22 protein-coding genes, 2 tRNA genes and 2 pseudogenes are annotated in these 23611 nt (G+C 69.6%); 13 read left to right on the top strand and 13 right to left on the bottom strand.

The window, feature by feature from the left end; all coding sequences use genetic code 11:
- Positions 1-82 precede the first annotated feature (82 nt).
- Both ACP4J3_RS04455 and ACP4J3_RS04450 read left to right on the top strand, forming a co-directional pair.
- On the top strand, positions 83-1174 hold the full coding sequence (locus tag ACP4J3_RS04455; RefSeq protein ID WP_426530921.1) for an ROK family protein: 1092 nt from the start codon (positions 83-85) through the stop codon (positions 1172-1174).
- Between the two features lie 108 nt (positions 1175-1282).
- Positions 1283-2086, top strand: coding sequence for a hypothetical protein (locus ACP4J3_RS04450; protein ID WP_426530919.1), 804 nt, complete (start codon positions 1283-1285; stop codon positions 2084-2086).
- Between the two features lie 219 nt (positions 2087-2305).
- On the opposite strand, the gene ACP4J3_RS04445 is transcribed toward ACP4J3_RS04450, so the two are convergent.
- The 3 genes from ACP4J3_RS04445 to ACP4J3_RS04435 all read right to left on the bottom strand — a co-directional run bounded on the left by ACP4J3_RS04445 (position 2306) and on the right by ACP4J3_RS04435 (position 4081).
- Positions 2306-3031, bottom strand: a complete 726-nt coding sequence (locus ACP4J3_RS04445; protein WP_426530572.1) for a uridine kinase — start codon at positions 3029-3031, stop codon at positions 2306-2308.
- 131 nt (positions 3032-3162) lie between these two features.
- Entirely contained in the window at positions 3163-3342 is a 180-nt protein-coding gene (locus ACP4J3_RS04440; protein WP_426530570.1) for a hypothetical protein, read from the bottom strand.
- A 601-nt stretch (positions 3343-3943) separates the two neighbouring features.
- Positions 3944-4081 (bottom strand): hypothetical protein, encoded by a 138-nt coding sequence (locus ACP4J3_RS04435; RefSeq protein ID WP_426530568.1) that lies wholly within the window; start codon positions 4079-4081, stop codon positions 3944-3946.
- Between ACP4J3_RS04435 and ACP4J3_RS04430 the strand changes: the two are divergent.
- Both ACP4J3_RS04430 and ACP4J3_RS04425 read left to right on the top strand, forming a co-directional pair.
- A pseudogene (locus ACP4J3_RS04430) lies at positions 4059-4533 on the top strand (transposase); the annotation flags it as partial. The gene ACP4J3_RS04435 and the pseudogene ACP4J3_RS04430 overlap by 23 nt on opposite strands.
- Positions 4445-5011: pseudogene (locus ACP4J3_RS04425) on the top strand (DUF5959 family protein); the annotation flags it as partial. The pseudogenes ACP4J3_RS04430 and ACP4J3_RS04425, both read left to right, overlap by 89 nt.
- 338 nt (positions 5012-5349) lie before the next feature.
- Here the strand turns inward: ACP4J3_RS04425 and ACP4J3_RS04420 are convergent.
- The 3 genes from ACP4J3_RS04420 to ACP4J3_RS04410 all read right to left on the bottom strand — a co-directional run bounded on the left by ACP4J3_RS04420 (position 5350) and on the right by ACP4J3_RS04410 (position 6964).
- The gene (locus ACP4J3_RS04420; protein WP_426530566.1) at positions 5350-6129 is read right to left on the bottom strand and encodes an HAD-IIA family hydrolase; all 780 of its coding nucleotides are present in this window, start codon (positions 6127-6129) and stop codon (positions 5350-5352) included.
- 54 nt (positions 6130-6183) lie between these two features.
- Complete coding sequence (locus ACP4J3_RS04415; RefSeq protein ID WP_426530564.1) at positions 6184-6711, bottom strand: hypothetical protein; 528 nt, start codon at positions 6709-6711, stop codon at positions 6184-6186.
- A gap of 64 nt (positions 6712-6775) precedes the next feature.
- The gene (locus ACP4J3_RS04410; protein ID WP_426530933.1) at positions 6776-6964 is read right to left on the bottom strand and encodes a hypothetical protein; all 189 of its coding nucleotides are present in this window, start codon (positions 6962-6964) and stop codon (positions 6776-6778) included.
- On the opposite strand from ACP4J3_RS04410, the gene ACP4J3_RS04405 reads away from it, so the two are divergent.
- Entirely contained in the window at positions 6893-7225 is a 333-nt protein-coding gene (locus tag ACP4J3_RS04405) for an HAD hydrolase-like protein (protein ID WP_426530917.1), read from the top strand. The two genes, ACP4J3_RS04410 and ACP4J3_RS04405, sit on opposite strands and share 72 nt — an antisense overlap.
- Here the strand turns inward: ACP4J3_RS04405 and ACP4J3_RS04400 are convergent.
- Positions 7222-8460 (bottom strand): RNA-guided endonuclease InsQ/TnpB family protein, encoded by a 1239-nt coding sequence (locus ACP4J3_RS04400; RefSeq protein WP_426530562.1) that lies wholly within the window; start codon positions 8458-8460, stop codon positions 7222-7224. The two genes, ACP4J3_RS04405 and ACP4J3_RS04400, sit on opposite strands and share 4 nt — an antisense overlap.
- A gap of 323 nt (positions 8461-8783) precedes the next feature.
- Between ACP4J3_RS04400 and ACP4J3_RS04395 the strand changes: the two genes are divergently transcribed.
- From ACP4J3_RS04395 to ACP4J3_RS04385, 3 genes are all read left to right on the top strand, one after another.
- Positions 8784-9338, top strand: coding sequence for a hypothetical protein (locus ACP4J3_RS04395; RefSeq protein WP_426530560.1), 555 nt, complete (start codon positions 8784-8786; stop codon positions 9336-9338).
- 2 nt (positions 9339-9340) lie between these two features.
- Positions 9341-10009, top strand: a complete 669-nt coding sequence (locus ACP4J3_RS04390; protein ID WP_426530558.1) for a class F sortase — start codon at positions 9341-9343, stop codon at positions 10007-10009.
- 454 nt (positions 10010-10463) lie between these two features.
- Positions 10464-11492 carry a glycoside hydrolase family 6 protein gene (locus ACP4J3_RS04385; RefSeq protein WP_426530556.1) on the top strand — a complete coding sequence of 343 codons (1029 nt, stop codon included), beginning with the start codon at positions 10464-10466 and terminating at the stop codon, positions 11490-11492.
- An 82-nt stretch (positions 11493-11574) separates the two neighbouring features.
- On the opposite strand, the gene ACP4J3_RS04380 is transcribed toward ACP4J3_RS04385, so the two are convergent.
- The 4 genes from ACP4J3_RS04380 to ACP4J3_RS04365 all read right to left on the bottom strand — a co-directional run bounded on the left by ACP4J3_RS04380 (position 11575) and on the right by ACP4J3_RS04365 (position 16709).
- Positions 11575-13512, bottom strand: a complete 1938-nt coding sequence (locus ACP4J3_RS04380) for a galactose oxidase-like domain-containing protein (RefSeq protein ID WP_426530554.1) — start codon at positions 13510-13512, stop codon at positions 11575-11577.
- Positions 13509-15530 (bottom strand): glycosyltransferase family 2 protein, encoded by a 2022-nt coding sequence (locus tag ACP4J3_RS04375; RefSeq protein ID WP_426530552.1) that lies wholly within the window; start codon positions 15528-15530, stop codon positions 13509-13511. The genes ACP4J3_RS04380 and ACP4J3_RS04375 overlap by 4 nt, the downstream gene beginning before the upstream one ends.
- A 324-nt stretch (positions 15531-15854) precedes the next feature.
- Entirely contained in the window at positions 15855-16571 is a 717-nt protein-coding gene (locus ACP4J3_RS04370; protein ID WP_426530550.1) for a FadR/GntR family transcriptional regulator, read from the bottom strand.
- A gap of 64 nt (positions 16572-16635) precedes the next feature.
- A tRNA-Lys gene (locus ACP4J3_RS04365) sits at positions 16636-16709 on the bottom strand.
- Between the two features lie 187 nt (positions 16710-16896).
- Here ACP4J3_RS04365 and ACP4J3_RS04360 point away from each other — a divergent pair.
- From ACP4J3_RS04360 to ACP4J3_RS04340, 5 genes are all read left to right on the top strand, one after another.
- A complete protein-coding gene (locus tag ACP4J3_RS04360) occupies positions 16897-18357 on the top strand; it encodes a peptidoglycan-binding protein (RefSeq protein WP_426530548.1) in 1461 nt (486 codons plus the stop codon).
- Positions 18358-18447: 90 nt separating this feature from the next.
- Positions 18448-19578, top strand: coding sequence for an SPFH domain-containing protein (locus ACP4J3_RS04355; protein WP_426530546.1), 1131 nt, complete (start codon positions 18448-18450; stop codon positions 19576-19578).
- Between the two features lie 115 nt (positions 19579-19693).
- Positions 19694-20299, top strand: coding sequence for a lytic polysaccharide monooxygenase auxiliary activity family 9 protein (locus tag ACP4J3_RS04350; RefSeq protein ID WP_426530544.1), 606 nt, complete (start codon positions 19694-19696; stop codon positions 20297-20299).
- Positions 20300-20397: 98 nt separating this feature from the next.
- Positions 20398-20955, top strand: a complete 558-nt coding sequence (locus ACP4J3_RS04345) for a DUF3592 domain-containing protein (protein ID WP_426530542.1) — start codon at positions 20398-20400, stop codon at positions 20953-20955.
- Between the two features lie 40 nt (positions 20956-20995).
- Positions 20996-22666 (top strand): AMP-binding protein, encoded by a 1671-nt coding sequence (locus ACP4J3_RS04340; protein ID WP_426530540.1) that lies wholly within the window; start codon positions 20996-20998, stop codon positions 22664-22666.
- Here ACP4J3_RS04340 and ACP4J3_RS04335 read toward each other — a convergent pair.
- Together ACP4J3_RS04335 and ACP4J3_RS04330 are read right to left on the bottom strand one after the other, a co-directional pair.
- Positions 22632-22705 (bottom strand) — tRNA-Lys (locus ACP4J3_RS04335). The two genes, ACP4J3_RS04340 and ACP4J3_RS04335, sit on opposite strands and share 35 nt — an antisense overlap.
- Positions 22706-22806: 101 nt before the next feature.
- The gene (locus ACP4J3_RS04330; RefSeq protein WP_426530538.1) at positions 22807-23565 is read right to left on the bottom strand and encodes an IclR family transcriptional regulator; all 759 of its coding nucleotides are present in this window, start codon (positions 23563-23565) and stop codon (positions 22807-22809) included.
- Positions 23566-23611: the final 46 nt, after the last annotated feature.

The following is a 23611-nucleotide window of genomic DNA, read 5'->3' as shown; positions in this document are numbered from 1 at the left end:
TGGAGGCGTGAACAGGACGAAGGGCCGGGCCGTCGAAGGGGTGAGCGGTGTGAGCGGTGCCGCACGGCCGAGTCGCACATCGATGCGGCTGGGCGCGCTGCGCAGTCACAACGCCGCGCTCGTGCTCGATCTGCTGCGGGTCGCCGGGCCCGAGGGCATCAGCCGGCTCGAACTCGCCGAGCGCACCGGGCTCACCCCGCAGGCCGTCAGCAAGATCACCGCCCGGCTGCGGGAGGACGGGCTCGCGGCGGAGGCGGGGCGGCGGGCGTCGACCGGGGGCAAGCCGCGGACGGTGCTGCGGCTGGTGCCGGAGGCCGGGCATGCGGTGGGGGTGCATCTGGACCGGGACGAGCTGACGGCCGTGCTCTGCGATCTGACCGGCGCCGTGGTGGCGCGGCGCGGCGCCCCGCTGGATCTGGGGGCCGGTGCGGACACGGTCGTGGAGCGGGCGGTACGTGAGGTGGGGGAGCTGGCGGACGGGGCGGCCGGCCGGCGGGGTGCGGTGCTCGGGGTCGGCGTGGCGCTGCCGGGGCCGCTCGACCACCGGCGCGGGGTGCTGCACCGGGTCACCGGGTTCCCGGAGTGGAACGGCTTCCCGCTGCGGGACGTGCTCGCGCGGCGGCTCTCGCTGCCGGTCGTCGTCGACAAGGACACCAACGCCGCCGCCCTGGGGCTCGCGGTCGGGGCAGGGGCCGAACAGACCGGTGCCCTGGCCTCCTTCGCGTATCTGCACTTCGGGGCCGGGCTCGGCGGAGGCCTCGTGATCGGCGGAGCGGTGCACCGGGGCACCCGCACCGGAGCCGGGGAGTTCGGGCATCAGGTCGTCCAGCTCGACGGGCCGCCCTGCGAGTGCGGCAACCGGGGCTGTGTGGAGGCGCTGTGCCTGGCCGCGGTGGCGCGGGGCGACGTGGCGGAGGCGGCCCGGGTGCTCGGCACCGCGGCCGGCAACCTGGTCGCGCTGCTCGACGTCGACCTCGTGCTGCTGGGCGGCCGTACGGTCGCCGCCGCGCCCGAGACCTACGTCCGCGGAGCCGCCGCCGTCCTCGCCGAACGCGCCCGGCGCGCGGGCGGGGACGCGGTGCCGGTGCGGGTCGCCTCCGGCGCGGGGCAGGGGGTCGCCGAAGGGGCGGCGCAGTTGATGCTGGCACCGCTGTTCGGGCGGGCGGAGGGGTGAGGCGGTCACCCTCTGCGAGATTGGCCGGGCGGGTGCGCTGATCGAGCGGACTTGCCGGGCCGTACGGAATGGCTCCGCCCCATGGCCGCGCCCACCCGGCATGGTCATGTGTTCATGCGACTGCACTCAACCGCTTCCCTCGGCCTCGCAGCCGCCGCCCTCCTGGCCGCGGCGCCCCCGGTGCACGCGGAACCGCCCGCCGCGCTCCCCAGTTGCGTCACCGGCGACGGAGCCTTCCCCCTCACCACCCGTCTGCACGGCGGCCCCGCCTCCTACGCGGTCGGCGGCGGATTCGGCACCTGGTACCTGGACCTGACCAACGAGACCACCCGGACCTGCACCGACATCCACCCCGTGGTCGTCCTGGTCGACGGCGAGCGCGCCCTCGAACCGTCCCAGCCCCGCCTGGAGTTCTACGACGGCCGCGACGGCACCCGGCCCCACCCCGTCCGCTTCGAGACCACCGACCAGGACGAACTCGTCGGCGCCTTCGACGGCTTCCCCGGGTTCACCGTCGGCCCCGGCAAGACGATCACCGTGAAGATCCGGCTGGCCGTCACCTCGGACGCCGTACCGAACCGGATCACCGCGAACGCGGCCGTCGTACAGCGCCACGACGGCGACGGCGACTGGGTCGGCCAGTCCAACGACTACCGCTTCAAGATCGAGGCCGACCCCGCCGACGCGGGCCACCCGCCCGGTACGGCAGCACCGACCGACCCCGCCGGCCGCGACGCCTCGGCCCACCCGGACGCCTCGCCGACGCCCGGCGACGCCGCCCGCAACCGGCTCACCCTCGCCGACGAACTCGCCCGCACCGGCCTCACCTCACCCCCCGCGCTCACCTTCGCCGCCACCCTGGCCCTCCTGCTGACCGGCGCCGGCCTTCTGGTGGTGCGGGGGCGCCGCTGAGGGCGAGCCCTTGGTCGCCGGGAGGAGTCGCCGCTCCGTCTGCGACGATCCCTGCGTGGACTACCCGAACGACCAAGCCTCCGATTCCGTACCTTCAAGGCGGCACCCGCCACGATCTACCGCTACATCACACCCAAAGCAGCGAACTGACGGTCGCAGGGCAGCCGACATGCTCTGTTGCCTTCGCTCAGTCGACCACTCGCCCGCGTCATCCCGACGTCACGGTGTCACGATCTGCGGACGCGCGAACGCCGAGTTGTCGATGACAACATCCATCATCGACAGCGGGGCGACTTCCTGAAGATAGATCCCCTCGGCCACCAGATATCTGTTGCGGTGGATCGACTCGGCTTCAGACCCGGCCCAGTTCTGGTCACGCTCGGCACCTCGCCGAACGGACAGCTCCGCATCCACCTGCAACCAGATCCGGAAGTCCCAGTACTCATTGATCTCAGGCCGGAACGCGAAGACACCATCCACGATCAGTACGGCGTCCGCCTCAAGCGGCGTCGCTTCCGACGAGTGATCTCGCTGGGTCAGCGGGTCGATGCTGCACAGCACGCACGATGTCGCTTCGGATGACCGGCAGGGATCCAGCAGCAGGCGCTTGACCGCCTCATAGTCATACGCGTTGCGGTAGTACCCCTCACCAGACTCCCGGTCATAGAGATGCCGGTCGCTCCACGGCTTCTTGAAATCGTCGAGAGTGGCCCGGAGGACGGGCCGCCCCGCAGCACTGATCCACTCAGCCAGTTCATGTCCGAAACTCGTCTTCCCCGCAGCGGTGAAGCCGTCGATCCCCACGAGCAGACGGCCCTGCCCGACATTCAGAATGCGCTTGGCGATCTCTTCGACCAGCATGCTGCGCTCGACGGAGGCCGCCGCAGGGCAGGGCTGCCGCCAGGACGAAGCCGAATGATGCACGTCCGCCTGTGGTGATCTCATGGGACGAACCTATCGGCTGGCCCAACGGCCAGGAAGATCACCGATCAGCAGTCAGAGCGCCGACCCGCCACGGCCGTCCTCCCAGGCCGACAGACACGATGAAGTGAGATCCCCTCTCACACCAAAGAGCATCATCGCTGGTCAGCAGGCCTCACGAAATCGAGATCCAATGAGACGGGACACTCGATGTCGGCGCGGGCCGTGGACGGGAAGACGCGCCGCCGACGGGTGTTCGCGACCGCCTCCTCCTCCAGGCCTCCGTCGGCCTGGACCGAACGGAAGATCTCCAGGCACTTCGTGCCGAACAGCACGCCGGCCCCTCCTTGCGCTTGTCTTCGATGGCCAACCACTGGCCCTGCGCCCACCACCGTACGTACGCCGGGACGGCCAGGCGATCCGAGGGCTCTGCGAGGTGGTCGACCGCGTCGTCCGGGTGGTCGGTGTGCCGGTAGAGCAGGGCGTAGGGCCCCTCGTGCAGTTTTCGTCCAAGACCTGGGCCCAGTGGCAGTCCGGGCAATGGACGACGGGTTGCCCGTCGAACTTCCGGTTGTAGTCCGGGGCCGGGTGGTGCGGCGCAGCAGCTCGGTACGGTCATCGGGCCTCCGTGGTGGTCGGGGCGGAGGTGTCCGCCGTCGTGGATGCGCAGGGCGAGGCGGCGGCCCTGGCGGAGGACGTCGAGCACGTCGAGGATGTGCTGGGTGCCGCGCATGAGGCGGAACTGAGATGTGCACGGTGTCGCCCGGCCGCGTGTAGGTGAGCAGATGGCCGAACTTCGGCCGCTGGAGCGGGTAGAGGCAGCCTGGAGGTACCCGCCTCCTCCTCAAACGTCACCGGGTCCTCGATCCCGGCCTCGGCCAGGACGAGGTTCGGCGGATTCCACGCGTGCTGCGGGGTGCTGCCGCGTAGGAGCAGCTATGTGCCGCCCACAATGCCTTGCAGGATCGCAAAGAGGGAGAAGACGACAAGCGAGAAGCCGAGGATCCGCCACGTCCACTTCATCGCCTTCTGCTCCGCAGCGGCGTAGGCCCGGGACTGCGCACGTCGGGGCATGCGTGCTCCCGTCCTCGCGGTCGGCGACGGCGCCCTGGGCTTCTGGAAGGCCCTGGCCGAGGTGTTCCCCGAGGCCCGCCATCAGAGGTGCTGGGTTCACAAGATCGCCAATGCTGCGAACGCTATGCCGAAGTCCGCACAAGGCGGTGAAGAAGATCACCGACGACGTCGACGAACTGCTGGCGTTCTACGACTTCCCCGCCGAGCACTGGATCCACCTGCGCACCACAAACCCCATCGAGTCCACCTTCGCCACCGTCCGGCTCCGCACGAAGGTGACCAAGGACGCCGGCAGCGCGGCCGCCGCTCTCGCCATGGTCTTCAAGCTTGTCGAGTCCGCCCAACAACGGTGGCGGGCCGTCAATGCACCCCACCTCGTCGCCCTCGTCCGCGCCGGAGCCCGCTTCGAACGAGGACACCTCGTCGAACGCCCCGAAGCCCACGCGGCCTGACACACCTCAACCGATCCTGTGTCGGTGCCGGAGATTAGTGTGCGGCAACATGCGCGAGTCGAGAGGGACAGTCGTGGCCGAAGATCCGATCGACCTGATCCGCCTGGAGGGGGATGGGAACAGCGTCATTCTCCGAGTCGCAGGGAAGGTGGATCGATCGCGTCCCAGCGAGGCCGATGCCCTGGTCGGAGAGTTCCTGGTCAACACGCCCTTCGTGCGTGGCGCCCTCAAGACCTGGGTCTTCCCCGAGGACCTGCGGCAGTGGCAGCAGGCCCTGGACTCGCTCGACGCGGGACAGGACATCGCCTGGTGCGAGGGGAAACGCAGCCCGTGGCTGTTCATCGAACTCGACGAGGACGATGACCGGTGCCAGGTCACGATCAAGGACCACTCCATGTCTCTGACGACGGTGACGACCACTGTCCCACTGGTCGATGCCTGGTTCGATGACGCGTACCGACGCCTCGACTTGGTCTGGGAGACCTGGCCCATTACCGACTGTGGATCTGCCTGTTGGTCGAAGTGGGACCCGGAGTTGTACTGCCCGTACGGCCCGTCAGGCACCCATGATCCCTGTGCCGCGAACGAACACTCGGACACCTCAGCCAGGGCCCTGCTCATGGCCCGTACCCGGCCCAGACGTTCGCGTGACCTCTCCAAGGAGTACGAGGTCGCCCGCGAGACCGTCCGGCAGGTGATCCTCGAGCTGGTACTGCCGCCATACCCGGCGAGCATCGGGATGGGTGTCCAGCAAGCAGTTGACCGATGGGCGAGTTCTCCGACCACCGTGTGGTTCCCGGTGGTCGGAGAATGTCGTCATACGAGGTCGACGAGGTCCGCGATCGAGTCGGCCACCTTGGTCGGCCGGAAGGGAAAGCGTTCGATGTCCGACTCGCTGGTGAGCCCGGTGAGGACGAGGAATGTCGTCATCCCGGCCTCCAGCCCCGCCAGCACGTCCGTGTCCATTCGGTCGCCGATCATGGCGCTGGACTCCGAATGAGCGCCGATGGCGTTCAGACCCGTACGCATCATGAGGGGATTCGGCTTTCCGACGAAGTAGGGCTCCTTGCCCGTCGCCTTGGTGATCAGAGCCGCGACCGACCCCGTGGCGGGCAGCACACCCTCGGTGGACGGTCCCGTGTTGTCGGGGTTGGTGGCGATGAACCGGGCGCCGTTGTTGATGAGGCGGATTGCCTTGGTGAGGGCTTCAAAGGAGTAAGTGCGGGTTTCGCCCAAGATCACGAAGTCGGGGTCCGCGTCGCTCAGGATGTAACCCGTCTCGTGCAGAGCAGTCGTCAGACCTGCCTCGCCGATCACATACGCCGTGCCGTTCGGCCGCTGACTGTCCACGAATCTGGCAGTCGCCAGGGCAGAGGTCCAGATGTTCTCTATCGGCACCTCAAGGCCGATGCGATTGAGTCTGGCGTGCAGGTCGCGCGCTGTGTAGATGGAGTTGTTGGTGAGGACGAGGAAGGGTTTGCCCGAGTCGCGAAGCTTCTTGATGAAGGCGTCCGCGCCGGGGATCGGGACGCCCTCGTGCATCAGGACTCCGTCCATGTCTGTCAGCCACGACTCGATGGGCTTGGGCTCTGTCATGAGGGCGGACTCCTACCCTGTCGTTCTACGGGGTGCCATGGTATGCATCCGGCGTCATGGGCCCGTGCAGCGAGCTCCCCTTCCTGCCGCCCTTGTCAGGCCTTCCACACGATCTCGATCAGGCCGGGACGAAACGCGCCGCGCTGAGCCGCCCTTGCCGGCAGGCTTGACGACCACGGCTTCGATGGCACGCTCGATCTCATGGCGCTTCAGTTCCGTGGTGAATGAGCCCCATTCGCGGACAATGCGGGCACTGGTGGACTTCGGGCACTGTTGCGACGCAAGCGGAAGAGGGGTGATCTCCTCTTGGATGCGCCGCTCCTTCTCTTCGAGGCGCCGGATTTCCCGGGCGAACTCGGCCAGTGACAACAGATCGTCCGCCCGGAGTCGGCGTGCCTCGGCCTTGTCCGCTTTGATCTGCTGAACCGTCGCCTTCCATGCGGTCACGTCGGGTGGCTCGACGGCCAAGGACTCCGTTTCGAGCAGTTGCTGCCGGAGTCGTTCGAGCAACTGCCGCTCGACGTGGTCCTCGACCGGCGGCCCCACTGCGGGAAAGTCTTCCGCAACCTCCGTCGGCTGCACGGCAGTAGTAGTGGTACGCGTATTTTTCGTAGCTGACAGTGCCCTTTTGGTAAACCCCCGACGACTAGGTGGCCCCGCACTTTGCGCACCGGAGGATGCCGGTCAACAACCGCTTGGCGACTGTGGTGCCCTTCTTGCGGCCGACACCACTCCGCTTGCGCGCCTCCAGTTCCTCGACCAGATCGCACCACTCCTCGGGGGTGAGGATCGTCTCCCACGCGCCGGTGACGGGCTTGCCGTCCGTACGTTCCACCAGGTATTCGCGGGCAAGCCCAACCCGCTGATGATGCGGACGGGCCTGAACGCCATCGGTACCCATTCCGAGACCAGCGCCTTGATCGGCGACCGTATGGACACCGATGCGCTGGCCTGCATGGAGGCCGGGATGGAGACGTTCCTGGTGCTCACCGGCCTGACCCGTCCCGAGCAGGTGGAGAACTTCCCGTACCGGCCGTCCAAGGTCGTCGACTCCATCGCGGACCTCGTCGACCGGATGTCAACCACCCATCGCTAAAGCGATGGGCTTGCACAACGGGCGCCACTGGCTGTGGTGCTGCGTTTGCGTCCTGCCTCACGCCCCGGTTCGGGGTGTGGGTCTGGGGCGGTTGACTGCGCCCCGCGTCGCCACAACTTCCACGCGCGGGCGCGGATGTTGCGGGAGCCGTTCCGGTCCGCGTGATCAACGAATCCGCAGTTCCGGCACGCGAACCGGGCCTGGGAGACCCGGTTCGCTTTGTCGATGTGGCCGCACTCGGCGCAGGTGCGGGAGGTGTACGCCGGATCGACGTGCAGCACCGGCACCCCCGCGCGGCGGGCCTTGTACGCGATGAACTGCCCCAGCTGGGCGAAGGCCCAGCTGGAGTGGGTGGCCCGTTGGGGCTTGCGAAGCCGTACCCGTTCGCGGATGCCTGTCAGGTCTTCCAGGGCGATCCCGCGACCGGTGCGCTCTGCCTCGGCCACCACATGTTTCGCGATCTTGTGGTTGATGTCCTTCGCCCGTCGCGCCTCCTTGCGCCTGCGCTTCTTCAGTCGGCGCTTGGCGGACGGGGTGTTCTTCTTCTGCAGTTTCTTGCGCAGGGCGCGCTCCCGCACGCGGATGCGGTTGAGCTCCCGTCCGGCCATGGTCTCGCCGTCGCTCGTGGTGGCGATGTTGACGATGCCCAGGTCGAGGCCGAGAAAGTCCACTGGATCGGTGTTCAAGGGCGCTTCGGGAACGTCGCAGGTGGAGTTCAGGAACCACATGCCGTCCCGCCACAGAAGGTCCGATTCACCCCTGCGATACAGGGCCAGGGTGGCCAACTGCTCGGGGGAGGCGGTGAACGCCACGTCCTTGATCCGCCCGGCCACCGTCCAGATCGAGACGCGCCGCCGGTCGATCTGCCAGGACAGCATCCGGTCGTCATAAGGCTGCGCGCCCTCCGGACGGAAGGCGACCGGCTTCTCCACCGCCCTGCGGTAGCGCTTCGAGCCCCGCCTGCCCAGGTTCCCGGCCCTCAGGTTGGCCTTCAGCGTGGCATACGCGTCACAGGTCTTCTTGATGACGTGCTGGGCGGCCTGCGCCCCCAGCCCCCAGCGGGCCTTGATCTCGCCGTAGGTGTGCTCACGCAGCGCGAAGTTGCTCTTCACGTCCTTCTCGAACGCCACGCCGCTGGCCCAGTTGGCCGCTTCGTTGCAGGCGTACAGGGTCGCCTCCAGCACCGCCGCCTGTACGGGCGTCGGCGCCAGCCTGACCTGCACCATCAGCTTCACGATCAGCAAACCTACACACGCGTACGACGGCCCACCGCACGTTCACCATGCATCACCCGACCGAGTGAACCCGCTGTGCGTCGGGTCCGCCGGATACGGCACCCGGCCGCTTCGCGGCCGAGCCCGGACGAGCGATAACGCGGCGCTCCGCGCCGCGACCACGAGGATGCGATTCCTCCCAGGGCTGAAGCCCTGGGGTTCCTCGCAAGACTCAGCTGAAACCCGGTAGATCATCAACACGACCCGTTTGGAGCAGTGCGGGGCCCGTTGAGGATGCGGGGCCGGTGTCGCGGGGGGAGCCTCCAGGTATCTGGAGGTTCACGATGGGATCACTGCGGGTCACTCTCTGTGCGATCGCCGCCCTGGGTGCGGTCGCCGTCAGCCCGGCGGCGCACGCTGCGGACGGGGGTGTCTCGCTCAGACCGTCGGCCCCGTCCCCGGGCGGCGACATCACGCTCAGGGTCAGCGGATGCCCGCAGCGGACCGCCACGGCCGCCTCCGAGGCGTTCGTCGCCGACGCGAAGCTCGCCGTCGCCGCCGACGGCATCCTCCTCGGCGAGAGCCGCGTCCGGTCCACCGCCAAGGCGGGCACCTACGACGTGCAGGTCGCCTGCGGGGAGGCCTCCCGCACGGCCGCCGTCACCGTCGTACGCAAGGGCACCGAGCCGTCCGTACGGCACGGGCCGCAGCCCTCGGCCCCCGCCTCCCCCTCGGCCCCCGTCCGGGCCGGCGGCGGTGGCGCCGAGCACCTCGCCATGGTCGACGCCCGCGCGGCCGGCCCCGGTACGGCGCACACCGTGACCGGGCTGGTCCTCGCGGGCGTCGCCGCCACCGCCGTGGCCCTGCGCAGCGCCCGCAGAACCCGACGGCCCCGCTGACCGTGGCCGAGCACGACCGCCGCTCCGCCCATCGCGGCCGCCTCCTGACGGTCGTCGCCTGGACCGTGCTGCTGCTCGGGCTGTGGCTGTGGGCGTGGGAGGTCACCGACGTGCGGCGACCCCCGTCCGCCCCGGTGTCCGGCGACGTCGCGGCGGTCGGACGCCCGGCGTCGCCGCGACTGCCGCCCGCCGCCCGGCCGTTGGGCGACGCCGTGCCGCAGCGCCTCGACATCCCGGCGCTCGATCTGCGGGCCCCCGTCGTCGCCCGGGGGCTCGACGCGCACGGCGCGCCCGAACCGCCGCCCTACCGGCAGGCCGACGCCGTGGGCTGGTACGCGGCCGGGGTGAAGCCCGCAGCGGCCGGGGCCGCGCTGCTGGTGGGGCACCTCGACACCGAGCGCCGGCCCGCCGTCTTCCACCGCCTCGGCGCGCTCGGGCCGGGCGCCGCGGTGCGGGTGCTGCGCGACGACGGCAAGGTCGCCGAGTTCACCGTCGAGGACGTCCGGGTCGTCGGCCGCGACCGCTTCGACGCCCACCGGGCCTACGGCACCCACCGCCCCGGCCGCGCCGAACTGCGCCTGATCACCTGCGCCGGCACCTTCGACCGGGCGACGCGCAGCTATACGGCGAACGTGATCGTCTCGGCGTATCTGACGGGGACGGTGCGGTGACCGACAGGGCGTGCGTGCCGGGCGTCCGGGCGCAGGCGGGACATTTCGGCACACGCCCTGGCGTCCCAACGGGACATTTCGGCACACGCCTTGGCATCCCACCTGGCCCGGCCGACGGCCCGCTTCCCCCCCGAGGCCGCCGACCGGGCCGGCCCTCGACCGCGGGCGCACGGGCTGCGGGAGTAACCCGGCGACCGCGCGGGAGGTCTGGTGTGACTGTGGCCCGGTGGAGGAGTCGGTCCGACCGGGGGCTGGGGTCGTCCGTGGTCGAACTTTAGAACGGATGACCGCCCTGGGCCTAGGGAACCAGTGGATTCGACAAGGGCTCGCTACGCGATGTCCGAGCTTCCTGAGTGGCTGTAACAGCTCCCCGACAAGGCTCGGCGACCTCGTGTGCCTCACGGCAGGTATGTCAGGATTGAGCCTTGGAGCAAAGCACCCGAGGGGGAGCTGGATGTACCTGAAGAGGGGGGCCTGGAGGGGCGCTCGCGCGCGGACGTCCGCGATGGTGCTGGGGGCGGCACTGGTGATCGCGGGCTGTACCTCCGGGGACGGAGACCAGCCGGACGACAAGGCCGGCGCCGGGATCAGCCAACAGCCCAAGGACACCGACCCGTTCTGGGTGAACCCGGACGGGAACGCGGCACAGCAGGTGGCCGCGTATGTGAAGGACGGCAAGAAGGAGGACGCCGAGGAGATCCGCAAGATCGCGCAGCAGCCGACGGGCGAGTGGATCGGCCCGGACAACCCGGAGCAGGAGGCCCGCGGCTTCACCGAGGCCGCCGACAAGGCCGGCCGTACGGCGCTGCTGGTCCTCTACAACATCCCGCACCGCGACTGCGGCCAGTACTCCCAGGGCGGCGCCGCCGACGGCAACGCCTACCGGGCCTGGATCGACGGTGTGGCCAAGGGCATCGAGGACCGGGACGCGACGGTGATCCTGGAGCCGGACGCGCTGCTGCACCTGGTGGACGGCTGCACCCCGGAGGAGTTCCACGAGGAGCGCTACGACCTCCTCAAGGGCGCCATCGCCAAGCTGAAGTCGCTGAAGAACACCAAGGTGTACGTGGACGCGGGCAACGCGGGCTGGGGCCATCCGGACCAGATCTTCGAGCCCCTGAACCGGGCCGGCATCGACCAGGCCGACGGTTTCTCGGTCAACGTCTCCAACTTCTACACGACCAAGGACTCGATCGCGTACGGCAAGGAGCTCTCCGCCAAGGTGGGCGACAAGCCCTTCGTGATCGACACCAGCCGCAACGGCAACGGCCCCTACACCGAGGGCGACCCGGGCGAGCGCTGGTGCAACCCGCCCGGCCGCGCGCTGGGGGAGGCCCCGACGACCAAGACGGCCGACCCGCTGGTCGACGCGTATGTGTGGGTCAAGCGCCCCGGTGAGTCGGACGGCGAGTGCAAGGGCGGTCCGAAGGCGGGCGAGTGGTGGGCGGAGTACGCCCTGAAGCTCGCGAAGGCCACCAAATAGGCCTCCTGGACACGACCGGCCACGGTTGGACACGACTTGGGGGCGCCCTCCGTCACGGAGGGCGCCCCCAAGTGCGTATGCGCTACGGGATCCTGACCCACTGGGCCTTGCTGGGCGTGCCCTGGTCATCGGTCACGAACAGCATGTACCACCCCGACGGAACCAGATTCCGGTTCGTCGGCACCGTCACCGTGATCTTGTCGCCGGACTTCTTGAAGTCCAGCGCCACCGACCGCTGGTCCACGTCCGTGACGTGCGTGGACGCGCTCGGCCGGATCAGCCGTACGTTCTCGATGGACGAGGCGTGCTGCGAGGTGAACGTGCCCGTCCCGCCGCGCTTGATGGTCTGCGGCCCGCCCGACAGCGACGGCTGCGCGTCCCGGTAGAGATACGGCGGCGTATAGATCTCGATCCGCTGCTCGAACTTGCCCGGCTTGGTGTTGGCCTTGTCGGCGTACAGCGAGTCCGAGCCGAAGAACATCACACGGCCGTCGGGCAGCAGGATCGACCCCGAGTGGTAGTTGCGGCCCACCAGCGGGTCGGCGACCCGGTCGAGCTTGTTGGTGTCCGGGTGGTAGATCCGCGCCTCGAGGATGTTGGAGTCGCTGCGGCCCCGGTAGTCCTCGGAACCGCCCGACACCAGCACGGTGTCGTCCGGCAGGATCGACGACTGCGGATACCGCGTGCCCTTGTCCAGCGAGGGCCCGTCCACGAACTTCGGGCTGTCCGCCTTCAGATCGATGATCCGCGTCTTCTCGCTGGACTCCTTGGACTCGCCGACGCCACCGCCGCCGATCACCATGTACTTCTCGTCCTGCGCAGGCGGCAGCAGCACCGTGCCCGAGGTCTCCATCAGCTTGGGGTCGCTCAGTCCGGGCAGCTTGGTGAACTTGTTGGTGTCCACGTCCCAGATGCCGGGATCGCGGCCCACGTCGTCAGGGCCGTAGCCCGCGTTGGAACCCGAGTAGAAGATCTTGCCGTTCTCCAGCGGGAACAGCGCCGGGTACGTCGGGAACTGCCGGACCTTCTCCGTGTACGTCCACTTCTTGGTCTTCGGGTCGTAGATCTCGTTCTTGCCCGGCACCAACTGGCCGATGTCGTCGAGGCCGGAGACGCTGAGGATCTTCCCGTCGCTCAGGGTGGTGAGCGTCGGGTACCAGCGGGCCTCCTTCATCGGGTCGACCTTGATGTACTTCTCGGCGACCGGGTCGAACTCATAGGCGTCCCGGATGCCCTGGAAGTCCTTCTTGTCGAGGGCGAGCTTCTGCGCGATGCCGTACGTGTTGCGCGCGTCGGCGCCGGACAGGCCCTGCACCCGGTAGTTGTCCTGGGTGCCGGTCTCGTACTTGGCGCCCTTGCGCTGCGCCTCGACGTAGATCCGGCCGAGACCGGGGTCGTTGCGCAGGAACTTGCCGGTCGCCTTGTCGAAGACCTTCTTCGCGCGCGGCACCAGCACCGGGTCCTTGGAGACGAACGTCTTGCCGTTCTCCTTGCCGGTGAACTTGGTGCCCGCGGGCAGGGTGATCGGCTTGTCCGGGTTCTCGTTGTGGACGATCATCAGGCCGCCGGCCTTGGTGACGTCGCCCTTGAGCTTCTCGTAGCGCTTCGTGCCGCCCGCGATCAGCAGGTTGCCGTTGGCCAGTTGGGTGTGGCCGGTGCAGAACAGGTCGTTCGGCGTCGGCACCTTCTTGATCGTGCCCTTGACCGGGTCCCAGATCCGGGTGTCGTACTTCTTCGCGTCGAAGTTGTCCTGGTTGTTGCCCGAGCCCGCGACCAGCAGCACCTTGCCGGTGTGCAGGAGCGCCGCGTGGATGGTGTTCTGGCGGTACTTCTCGGGAAACTCGACGATCTCCCACTTGCCGTTCTCGGCTTTGTACTCGGGTCTGTTGATCTGGTACTGGTGGTATTTCTCGGTGCCGACGCGATAGAGCCACGGCCCGTTCATTCCGGCCAGCGCGAGCACCACCGCCGTGCCTATCGCGAGTCGACGGGCGCGACGGCGGCCTGCACGGTCGTTCATTCCTTACGTCCCCCAAGTCCACCAAGGGCGATCTGCATGGTCTGGTCGTTGCCGCCACCGCTGCCGGACGCGGCCCAACTCGGCTTGTGCGGGGCGTGCGGGGCGTGCTGGGCGTGTGCCGCGTGCTGCGTGGGCAGCGGCTGAGGCTGAGGCTCCGGCTGGTACGGCGCGGCCTGGTACGGCGCGGCCTGGGCCGGGGCGGGCTGGGCCGGCACCGTCGCGGCGGGCTTCTTCTTCTCCTGCCGCAGCATGTAGCGCCAGGCGAAGATCGGCGTCGCGGTGATCAGCAGGGCGAAGGTCGCCCAGATGATCATCGCGGGGTGCGAGTGCCCGTACACGAACCCGGCGGCGATGGACGCGCCGAAGATCACGATGAAGTACCAGTGGTACCGGAAGGTCGCGAACCACCGGTCGGGGCTGGCGGAATCACCCTTGGGCGTGACCACGAACTTGCTCTTGCGACGCAGCACGGAGTCGAAGAACGCCTTCGCGTACAGCGGCGCCGACAGCGCGGACATCACCATGCCGGCCACACCGCCGGAGCCCTCCGGCTCGTGCGGGGAGACGTTGTGGCGGCGGTTCCAGACGTACAGGCCGATCTGGAGGGCCGAGGCGTTGCCGTACAGCATCAGCCAGATCGTGGGGTCGATGTTCACACCCGAGGCGCCCAGGCCCAGGAACAGCGCACAGCTCAGCGCGGCCAGGATCCAGTTGAGGGCGGACATCGGGTAGAAGATGATCATCATCGTGTAGTTGAAGAGCTTGCTCGGCGGCAGCGAGTACCAGCCCTTCCAGTACTGCTTGAGGATCGTCTCGTACGTCCCTCGCGACCAGCGCATCTGCTGGGTGAAGAAGTCCGTCCAGGCGCTGGGCCCCTCACCGACGGCGAGCACGTCCGGCGTGTACACCGACCGCCACTTCTTCCCCGTGGCCGGGTTCTTGTGGCGGTGGATTTCAAACCCGGTCGCCATGTCCTCGGTGATCGAGTCGTACAGGCCGCCGATCTGCTTGAGCGCCTTGATGCGTACGGCGTTCGACGTACCCACGAACATCGGGGAGCCGTAGCGGTTGCCGGCGCGCTGGATGAGGGCGTGGAAGAGGAACTGCTGCGACTCGGCGGCCTTGGTGACGAAGTTGTCGTAGTTGCCGTACACCTGCGGGCCGATGACGAAGCCGACGTTCGGGTCGCGGAAGAAACCGAGCATCCGCTCCAGGTAGTTGGGCAGCGGCACGTGGTCGGTGTCGACCGAGGCGAAGAAGTCGTAGTCGTCGCCGTGCGCGTCCAGCCAGGCGTTGTAGTTGCCGTGCTTGGTCTTGGCGCGGTGCGGGCCCTTGGCCTGGTTCCACTTGGCGACGCCCTTGCGGGAGAAGTGGTGCACGCCGAGCCGCGCGCAGACCTCCTTGACCTCGGGGTCGTCGCCCTCGTCGAGCAGCCAGATGTGCAGCAGACCCCGGTGGCGCAGCTTGACGGCCGCCTCCAGGGTCTTGGTCACCATCTCCAGCGGCTCCTTGCCGGGCACGAAGGAGGTGAGGAAGGCCACTCTGGTGCCGGTCTCCGGGACCACCGGGATCGGGTCGCGGGCGACCAGGGTGGCGTGCGCGTTGGACACCACGTTCATGCAGCGGAAGAACTCGATCAGGCCGATCGAGACGAGCATCACGATGTCGAGCGCCGGCAGGAAGTCATAGGCGGGATAGTCCCGTTCGGTCCAGTGCTCGGGCTGCAGCAGCCAGAACAGCAGGACCAGGGAGAGCACCGGGGCCGCGGCCAGCATCAGCGCGACCCTGATGCGGTGCGGCTCCTGCGAGATCAGCGAGCGGTACTGGACCCGGTACGGCTTGTTCGGGTCGGGCTGAGTGAGGGGGCCGGCCAGCCGGCTGTAGTGCTCGTAGTCGTACTTCGGCAGCGTCTTCTTGATCCGGCGGAAGGCCCCGGTCCGGGTCTGCGACGGCACCCGCAACTGGGTGGTCTGAGACGGGTCGAAGTTCTGCCGGGCGCCCGTCGGCGTCGACGTCATGAGTCATTCCCCCCACACGCGGGTCACGCGTGTCTGTCGGTTCCTTGTACGGCTGTGCCGGTCCCCCTCGACCTTCACAGGCGTATCAGTGGTGGGCCGCGGTCACCACATCCTCCACACCTTAGACATGGAAACGCGACCTTCCGGTTGCATCATGCCCCCCTCGGCATGCGGTCATGAGCGGGACCCCCTACGCCCCGGCGAAAACCGGCAACCGGCTCCTTGCCCCCCAACTGCCGCGAATCCGCAGCATCTTGAAAAACCAATCACCAGGGTCTCCGTCGCTCCACATGATCGCAAGATGCGAAACGAGGTGTTTACCGGTCATACGCGCTCATTGTGGCACCTGTGGGGGTGTTGTGTACCCGTCGTGGACACGCGGGCGCGGATGTTGCCGAAGTGCTCTCGTATGGCCTCCTCCGCCCGTATCGCGTCGCCCGAGCGCACCGCGTCCACGATCTCCCGGTGCTGCCGGCAGGTGACCAGAGGATCCTGCGGGGCACCCCCGAGGTCGGTGTGAACCCGGTGAAAGGCGTCCCAGAACGCCTCCATCACCTCACCGAGGAGGGCGTTGTCCAGCCCTCGGTAGAGAGTGGCGTGAAACGCCCGGTCGGTCTCGGCGATGCCGTCGCCGCCTCGCGCGGCCTGCTCTTCCATACGGCCGACGAGCGCATCCAGTTCAACGAGGTCGGCGTCCGGTATCCGCCCCGCCAGCCGTGACACCAGCCCGGTCTCCACGGCCTCGCGCAACTGCACGAGCTGCAGCAGGGTGTCCTCGCCCCGGTAGTGCCCGGCGACCGTGCGGAAGGCCAGGCCCTCGATCATCGGCGCCAGCGACATCGCGCCGACATACGTCCCGAACCCGTGCCGGATCTCCACGATGCCCATGGCCTGCAACCCCTTGAGCGCCTCACGCACGGAGTTGCGGCTGGCACCCAGATGCTCCATCAGCTCGGGCTCCGTCGGCAGCGGGGCCCCGGAGGCCAGCCGGCGGTCGATGATCAGCTTCTTGATCCGCTCCTGAAGGTCACGCGCTGCCATGGCCAGAGAGTATCCGGCCAAACACGAGAACAGCCCCTCGCGTGCACGAGGGGCTGCCTGCCCGTGCGCCGCCAGGGACTCGAACCCCGGACCCGCTGATTAAGAGTCAGCTGCTCTAACCAACTGAGCTAGCGGCGCGTGCTGACGTCGTCGACTCTACATGACCTCCGGGAGTGCTCCTGACCACGTCACCGGGGTGGGGCGCGGGGGTGCCGGAGGCCTTGTAAACCATTCGGACCGTCAACATGCGAGTCCGGAAGACAGTTGACAAACTGACGGTGTGTACAGCCGCGGACATTTCCAACTGGAGTGTGAGGGGAATCGCATGGAGGCTCGGGCTCCGGTATTCGAGGAATTCGATCCGGTGAGCGACTGCGACTGCCCCGGATGCGTTCACTGGCAACGCGTCCTGCCGCATTCCCGGGCCGGCCGCCACCCCGCCGCCCACCGGGCGCTGATTCTCGCCGCAGCCGCCTCCACCACCGTCGTCGTAGGGCACACCGCCCCGGCCCTCGCCGCCCCCCACGCCCCCGACCGGCAGGTCGTTCCCGCAGGTGACGAGCCCAACACACCCCAGGGCCGCAAGGCCCCGCTGCACGGTCCGGGCGGGAAGCCGAGCAAGCCGTCCGGTGTGCTCAAGGCGCCCGCGATCACCCGTGCCGAGATCATCAAGCGAGCCAAGAAATGGGTCACCGCGAAGGTGCCGTACAGCATGTCCAAGTACTGGTCGGACGGATACCGGCAGGACTGCTCGGGCTTCGTCTCGATGGCCTGGAGCCTGCCCGGAAACGAATGGACGGGCAGCCTCGGCCAGTACGGCGTGCGAATCTCCAAGGAAGATCTGCAACCCGGCGACATTCTGCTGTTCCACAATCCGGCGGACCCCCAGAAAGGCTCGCACGTCGTCATTTTCGGCGGCTGGACGGACCACACGCACACCTACTACATCGCCTACGAGGAGGCTCCCCCGCACGCCCGCCGGCAGGCCACCCCGTACGCCTACTGGCAGAACTCCGACCGCTATGTCGCCTACCGCTACAAGGGGCTCACGGGCGGCACGACGGGGAAGGATCCGGGCGGCGGGGAGCAGGGCGGCGGGGAGCAGGGTGGCGGGAAGTCGGAGGGTGGGGAGTCGGATGGTGGGAAGTCCGACGGCGGGAAGTCGGAGGGTGGGAAGGCCGACAATGCCAAGCCCCCCGCCGGGCCGAAGCAGCCGGACGCCTACCCCGGACGGGCGCATTTCGGGCCCGGGGCCAACAACAAGGACGTCACCCGCCTGGGCCGCATGCTCGTCGAGCGCGGGGCCGGCCGGTACTACACCTCCGGCCCGGGCCCGCGCTGGTCGGACGCGGACCGCAGGGCCACCCAGGCCTTCCAGCTCGCGCAGGGCTGGCGGGGCCAGGACGCCGACGGGCTGCCGGGGCCTCGGACGTGGGCGCTGCTGGTGGCGGGCAAGGGCAAGGACATCTCGGCCGGGGCGGGCGGGGACGGCCGGGCTGCCGGGGCGGGCGGGGCGGCTTCGTCCGGGCAGCCGGCGTCGCACGGGGTGGCCGGCTATCCGGGGCGGGCGATGTTCCGGCCCGGGGCCGACAACGAGTACGTCACCCGGCTCGGCGAGCAGTTGGTGAAGAAGGGGTTCGAAAAGCACTACAGGACCGGGCCGGGCCCGCGCTGGAGCGAGGCGGACCGGCGTGCCGTCCAGGACTTCCAGCGCACCCAGGGCTGGCGCGGCGGCGCGGCGGACGGCTACCCGGGGCCGGAGACCTGGCGGCGGCTCTTCTCGTGACCCGACGTCCCGGCGGACCCGGCACCCTGGTCCATCCCCCATCCCGGCGACCACCGTTGTGACGCATCTGGCGCGGAGGCTGGAGCACCCATGACCACGACCACTTCTCACACGCCCGAGCCCGAGGGGCTCGCGGGGTCGGCCGAGGGGCCCGGCCGGCCCGCGCGGCTGATCCAGAACGAGGCGACCACCGAGATCCCCGTCCATCTGCTGTTCCGCGACGAGGCGGGCCCGGTGTCGGTGCCGCTCAGGCCGACGGTCGTGGCGCGCCGGCAGGGCACGGGGGAGCAGCCGAGGCTGCGCCGCCCGTCGCAGCCCAAGCCGCGTCCCGAGCCACAGGTCGACCCCGAACTGGTGGAACAGCCCGCGCGGGTGCTGCCCGGGGCGGCGGGGGTGCTCGCCGGTGCCTGCGGGGCGGCCGGCTGCCTGGCCACCTCGTGGTGGGCCGGGGTGCTGCCGCCGCCGACGGTGCACGCGCTGGGGCTGCCGGCGACCGCGGGGGCGGGGCTGGGCCCGGCGCAGTGGGCGGCGTACGCGGGGGCCGTGGCCCTGGGGCTGTTCGGCCTGGGCGGGCTGGCGCGCGGGCGGACCGGAGGGGCCTGGGTGCTGGGGCTGTTCGGGCGTTACCGGGGCACGGTCCGGCGCACCGGTCTGATGTGGGTCAACCCGCTGCTGCTGCGCCGCCGGGTCGACGTACGGCTGCGGCACTGGCGCAGCGAGCCGATGCCGGCGGCCGACGGCAACGGGGTCGCGCTGCGGGCCGTCGTCCTGGTGGTGTGGCGGGTGAAGGACACCGCGCGGGCGACGCTCGGGGTGGAGGACCACGAGACGTATCTGCGCGAGTGCGTCGAGGCGGCGCTGGCCCGGGTGCCGGTGGAGATGCCGGGCGCCGCGCGGGGGTCGGCCGAGGTGGCCGCGGACACGCTGACCCGGTTGGTGGTGCGGGACGCGGGGGTCGTCGGTCTCGAGGTGTTCTCGGTGCGGCCGGTGCGGGTGGAGTACGCCCCCGAGGTCGCCGCCGCCATGCACCGCCGCCGGATCGCCGCGCTGGACGCGCAGGACCGGGCCACCCTGGTCACCTCGGTCGTCGACTCGGTGGAGGACACGGTGACCCGGCTGACCATACGGGGCCTGGTCGACCTCGACGACTACGAACGCAAGGCGCTGGTGAAGGACTTGACGGTGGCGTTCTGCTCGGGGCGCGGTGAACAGGGTTCGTGATTGGGCGTGATTGGTATGGACATGTTCAATCGTCAGCAATAATCTGGGACTTGGTCTAGACCTGCAAGCTCACTCAAGCTCACCGAACTTCCCCCACGTTCCCAGGAGCAGCAGCATGCGCAGAAAGACCAAGTGGTACGCCGCCGCGCTCGGCCTGACCACGGCCGGAGCCCTCGTGCTCTCCTCCGGCGGCGCGAGCGGCCACGGCTACACCGACCTCCCCATCAGCAGGCAGAAGCTCTGCCAGAACGGCACCGTGACCAACTGCGGCCCCATCCAGTGGGAGCCGCAGAGCGTCGAGGGCCCCAAGGGCTTCCCCGGCTCCGGCCCGGCCGACGGGCAGATATGCAACGCCGGGCTCGGCCAGTTCAGCCAGCTCAGCGCACCGCGCACGCCCTCCGGCGGCGCCTGGCCCACCACCAAGGTGACGGGCGGTCAGAGCTACACCTTCCGCTGGCAGTTCACCGCCATGCACGCCACGACCGACTTCAAGTACTACGTCACCAAGCCGGGCTGGAACCAGAACCACAACCTGGCCCGCTCCGACCTCAACCTCACGCCGTTCTTCACGGTCCCGTACAACGGGCAGCGGCCCCCGGCCACGCTCTCCCACAGCGGCACCCTGCCGTCCGGGCTGAGCGGCCACCACGTGATCCTCGCGGTGTGGACGATCGCGGACACGGGTAACGCGTTCTACGCGTGCTCGGACGTCACGTTCTGATCCGGCTGCGGATCTCTGAGCGTTACTTGAGACAGGCGTGCTTCCCCCGGGGGTAGGTTCCCCCACGACCAGCAGTACCTGACCTCGGGGGAAGCGCCATGGACGACCTCTTCTTCTACCTCTTCCACCTCGTGCCCGGCCTCATCCTGGCCGTCGTCCTGTACGGCGCGTACCGCGTGGTGCGCCGTTCGTTGCAGATCCGCAGCGCCTGGAACAGCGGGCTGACGGCCGAGGCGCGCTGTCTGCGCATGTACACCACGACCCATGGTGGCAGCGGCGACATGTCCGTGAGCACCACGCTGCACCACGTGTACGAGTTCACCGCACGCGACGGCCGCGTCGTCCGCTTCGAGGAGGAGGACGGCCCGGCGACGACGCTCGAGGGCGACATCGTCACCGTCTACTACGCCGAGGGCCGCGACGTGGTCGCCACGGCCAAGGCCCCGCGCCGCGCCAAGCTGGCGGCGGGCGCCGTCGGCATCCTGACGTTCCTCGGGGTGATCGCGGTGTTCTGCGTCGGCTTCATGGTCACGTTCCATCAGGTGTCCGACGCCTTCGGGTTCGGGTTCGGCTTCGACGAGGACCCCGGCGCCACTGTGGACACCGTCGTCATCGACGGCGTCACGATGACCCCCGGTGACCTTATGACTCCGTGACCCTCCTCTTCTGACGGCCCATCAACTACCGTGCGCCGCCATGGAGTCCACTACGGCACGCACGGTCGCGGAGCTCGTGGCAGCCCGGTGGGGCGACCACCGCCCGGGGCTGTGGTTCGAGGGGAAGGCGCTCACCGCGCACGAGGTGGCCGCCGGTGCCGCCGCCCGGGCGGCGCTGCTGGCCGACCTGCTGCCACCCGGCGCCGAGCCGCACATCGGCGTCCTCCTCGACAACACCCCCGAGTACCCGATGTGGCTCGGCGCGGCCGCCCTCGCGGGAGCCGCCGTCGCCGGGATCAACCCCACCCGCCGGGGCCCCGAACTGGCCCGCGACATCCTGCACACCGAGTGCCGGGTCCTGATCACCGAGCGGGCCCAGCTGCCGCTCCTCGACGGCCTGGAACTGCCCGGCGTACGCCTGCTGACAACCGACTCGGCGGACTACGACGCCCTCCTCGCGCCCTACGCCGACGCCCGCCCCGACCCGTCCCGCGCCACCCCGCGCGACCGGCTCCTGCTGTACTTCACCTCCGGCTCGACCGGCGCCCCCAAGGCCGCGATCTGCACCCAGGGCCGGCTGGCCGCCGCCGGGCACTCGCTGGCCGGCCAGTTCGGTGTCCGCCCCGACGACGTGCACTACATCTGCATGCCGATGTTCCACGGCAACGCGGTGATCGCCGACTGGGCCCCCGCCCTCGCGGCCGGCGCGGGCGTGGCGCTGCGGCGGCGGTTCTCGGCGTCGGGGTTCCTGACGGACGTACGGCGCTACGGGGCGACGTACTTCACCTACGTCGGCCGGGCGATCCAGTACCTCCTCGCCACCGAGCCGCGCCCCGACGACCGGGACAATCCGCTGCGGCTCGGCTTCGGCACCGAGGCGGGCGCCGTGGACGCCGCCGCCTTCGAGCGGCGGTTCGGGGTGCGGCTGGTGGAGGGATACGGCTCCTCCGAGGGCGGGGCCGCCGTGCAGTGGTCGCCGGGGACGCCGCCGGGGGCCGTGGGGCGGGCGGCGCCCGGGCTCGTCGTACTCGATCCGGAGACCTGCGCGGAGTGTCCGCCGGCCGTGTTCGACGCGGGCGGGCGGCTGGTCAACGGGGACGCGGCGATAGGGGAGCTGGTCAATCAGGGGCCGAGTCCCTTCGAGGGGTACTGGCGCAACGCCGACGCGGAGGCCGAGCGGCGGCGGGAGGGCTGGTACTGGACGGGGGACCTGTTCTGCCGGGACGCCGAGGGCTATCTGTACTTCGCCGGGCGCGGCGACGACCGGCTGCGGGTCGACGGCGAGAACCTGTCCGCCGCGATGATCGAGAACATCCTCGCCCGCTACGAGGGCGCGGCGGCCGTCGCCGTGTACGCGGTGCCGGATCCGGTGACCGGGGACCAGGTCATGGCGACCATCGCGGGGGAGTTCGATCCGGACGGCTTCGCCGGGTTCCTGCTGACCCAGCCGGATCTGGGGACGAAGATGGCACCCCGGTTCGTGCGGGTGGTGGAGCGGATGCCGGTGACCGCCACGAACAAGATCCATCGGGCAGGGCTGAGGGGGGAGGGGCTGCGGTGTGCCGATCCGGTGTGGTGGCGGCCGCCCGGGGAACGGACGTACCGGAGACTGACCGAGGCGGATCTCCTGACATACGTCGAAGGGCCTCCCGCTCCCACGAGAGGCCCTTCCACCGTGCGCCGCCAGGGACTCGAACCCCGGACCCGCTGATTAAGAGTCAGCTGCTCTAACCAACTGAGCTAGCGGCGCATGACTCCCGCCGACCGCGATCCGGTGTGTCTCGCGGCTGGCGACGAAGAAAATAGTACCTGGTCCGCGGGGGTGCTTGTGACCACCGTCAGATGCCACCGTCAGATGGCGAGGCTGAGCAGCACCGGCGCCGCGTTCCGGTTCAGGGTGTCCGCCGCCTGGCGCAGGCGGTGCGCGTGCTCCACCGGCAGGGACAGGGCCAGGCAGCCCACCGACGAGCCGGCCGTGATCGGGACGGCCGCGCACACCGTGCCCACCGCGTACTCCTGGAGGTCGAGGTGGGGGACCGTCGGCGGCTGGGACTCCAGGCGGGAGAGCAGCACCCGGTCGCTGGTGATCGTGCGCGAGGTGAGGCGGGCCATCTTGTGCCGGGAGAGGTGGTCGCGCCGGCCGTTGTGGTCGAGCTGCCCCAGCAGGCTCTTGCCGATCGCGGTGGCGTGGGCCGAGAAGCGGAAGTCGACCCACTCGTTGACCACGGGCGTGGCCGGACCGGCCGCGAACTGGTCGATCCGGACCTCGCCGTCGATGTACCGGCTGACGTAGACGGCCGCGCCGACCGAGTCCCGCAGCCGGTCCAGGGTGCGCTGGAGATGGTCCCGCAGGGCCTGCTCGCGGCCCTGGGCGGCGCCGAGGCGGGCCAGGGCGTCGCCGGTGACGTACGCCCCGTCGGCGATCTGCTCGACGTAGCCCTCGCGACGCAGCATCCGCAGGAGGCTGGTCAGGCGCTCCATGCCGATGCGGGTGTGCCGGGCGAGTTCGGTGTCGGTGACTCCGGTGGTGTGCCGCACCACGGTCTCCAGGACGCGCAGGGCGTCCTGGGCCGAGTGGTACGGCGCGGTCGGCTCGTGCTTCAGCGCCACGGTGTTTCCCCCTGCGGTCGCTACGGTGGGCCGGATTCCAGTCAGC

Source organism: Streptomyces sp. UG1 (assembly GCF_049974585.1).
GTDB lineage: Bacteria > Actinomycetota > Actinomycetes > Streptomycetales > Streptomycetaceae > Streptomyces.
Note: the sequence above shows the minus strand (reverse complement) of the source record. Positions and strands in the feature narration are given on the sequence as shown.

Coding starts and splice junctions, on each gene's coding strand:
- ACP4J3_RS04370 (WP_426530550.1), bottom strand. CDS start 16,571: ATGGCAGCGCGTGACCTTCAGGAGCGGATCAAGAAGCTGATCATCGAC.
- ACP4J3_RS04355 (WP_426530546.1), top strand. CDS start 18,448: ATGACCACGACCACTTCTCACACGCCCGAGCCCGAGGGGCTCGCGGGG.
- ACP4J3_RS04395 (WP_426530560.1), top strand. CDS start 8,784: ATGGGATCACTGCGGGTCACTCTCTGTGCGATCGCCGCCCTGGGTGCG.
- ACP4J3_RS04375 (WP_426530552.1), bottom strand. CDS start 15,530: ATGACGTCGACGCCGACGGGCGCCCGGCAGAACTTCGACCCGTCTCAG.
- ACP4J3_RS04455 (WP_426530921.1), top strand. CDS start 83: ATGCGGCTGGGCGCGCTGCGCAGTCACAACGCCGCGCTCGTGCTCGAT.
- ACP4J3_RS04340 (WP_426530540.1), top strand. CDS start 20,996: ATGGAGTCCACTACGGCACGCACGGTCGCGGAGCTCGTGGCAGCCCGG.
- ACP4J3_RS04345 (WP_426530542.1), top strand. CDS start 20,398: ATGGACGACCTCTTCTTCTACCTCTTCCACCTCGTGCCCGGCCTCATC.
- ACP4J3_RS04380 (WP_426530554.1), bottom strand. CDS start 13,512: ATGAACGACCGTGCAGGCCGCCGTCGCGCCCGTCGACTCGCGATAGGC.
- ACP4J3_RS04445 (WP_426530572.1), bottom strand. CDS start 3,031: ATGAGATCACCACAGGCGGACGTGCATCATTCGGCTTCGTCCTGGCGG.
- ACP4J3_RS04435 (WP_426530568.1), bottom strand. CDS start 4,081: ATGCCCCGACGTGCGCAGTCCCGGGCCTACGCCGCTGCGGAGCAGAAG.
- ACP4J3_RS04350 (WP_426530544.1), top strand. CDS start 19,694: ATGCGCAGAAAGACCAAGTGGTACGCCGCCGCGCTCGGCCTGACCACG.
- ACP4J3_RS04420 (WP_426530566.1), bottom strand. CDS start 6,129: ATGACAGAGCCCAAGCCCATCGAGTCGTGGCTGACAGACATGGACGGA.
- ACP4J3_RS04360 (WP_426530548.1), top strand. CDS start 16,897: ATGGAGGCTCGGGCTCCGGTATTCGAGGAATTCGATCCGGTGAGCGAC.
- ACP4J3_RS04385 (WP_426530556.1), top strand. CDS start 10,464: ATGTACCTGAAGAGGGGGGCCTGGAGGGGCGCTCGCGCGCGGACGTCC.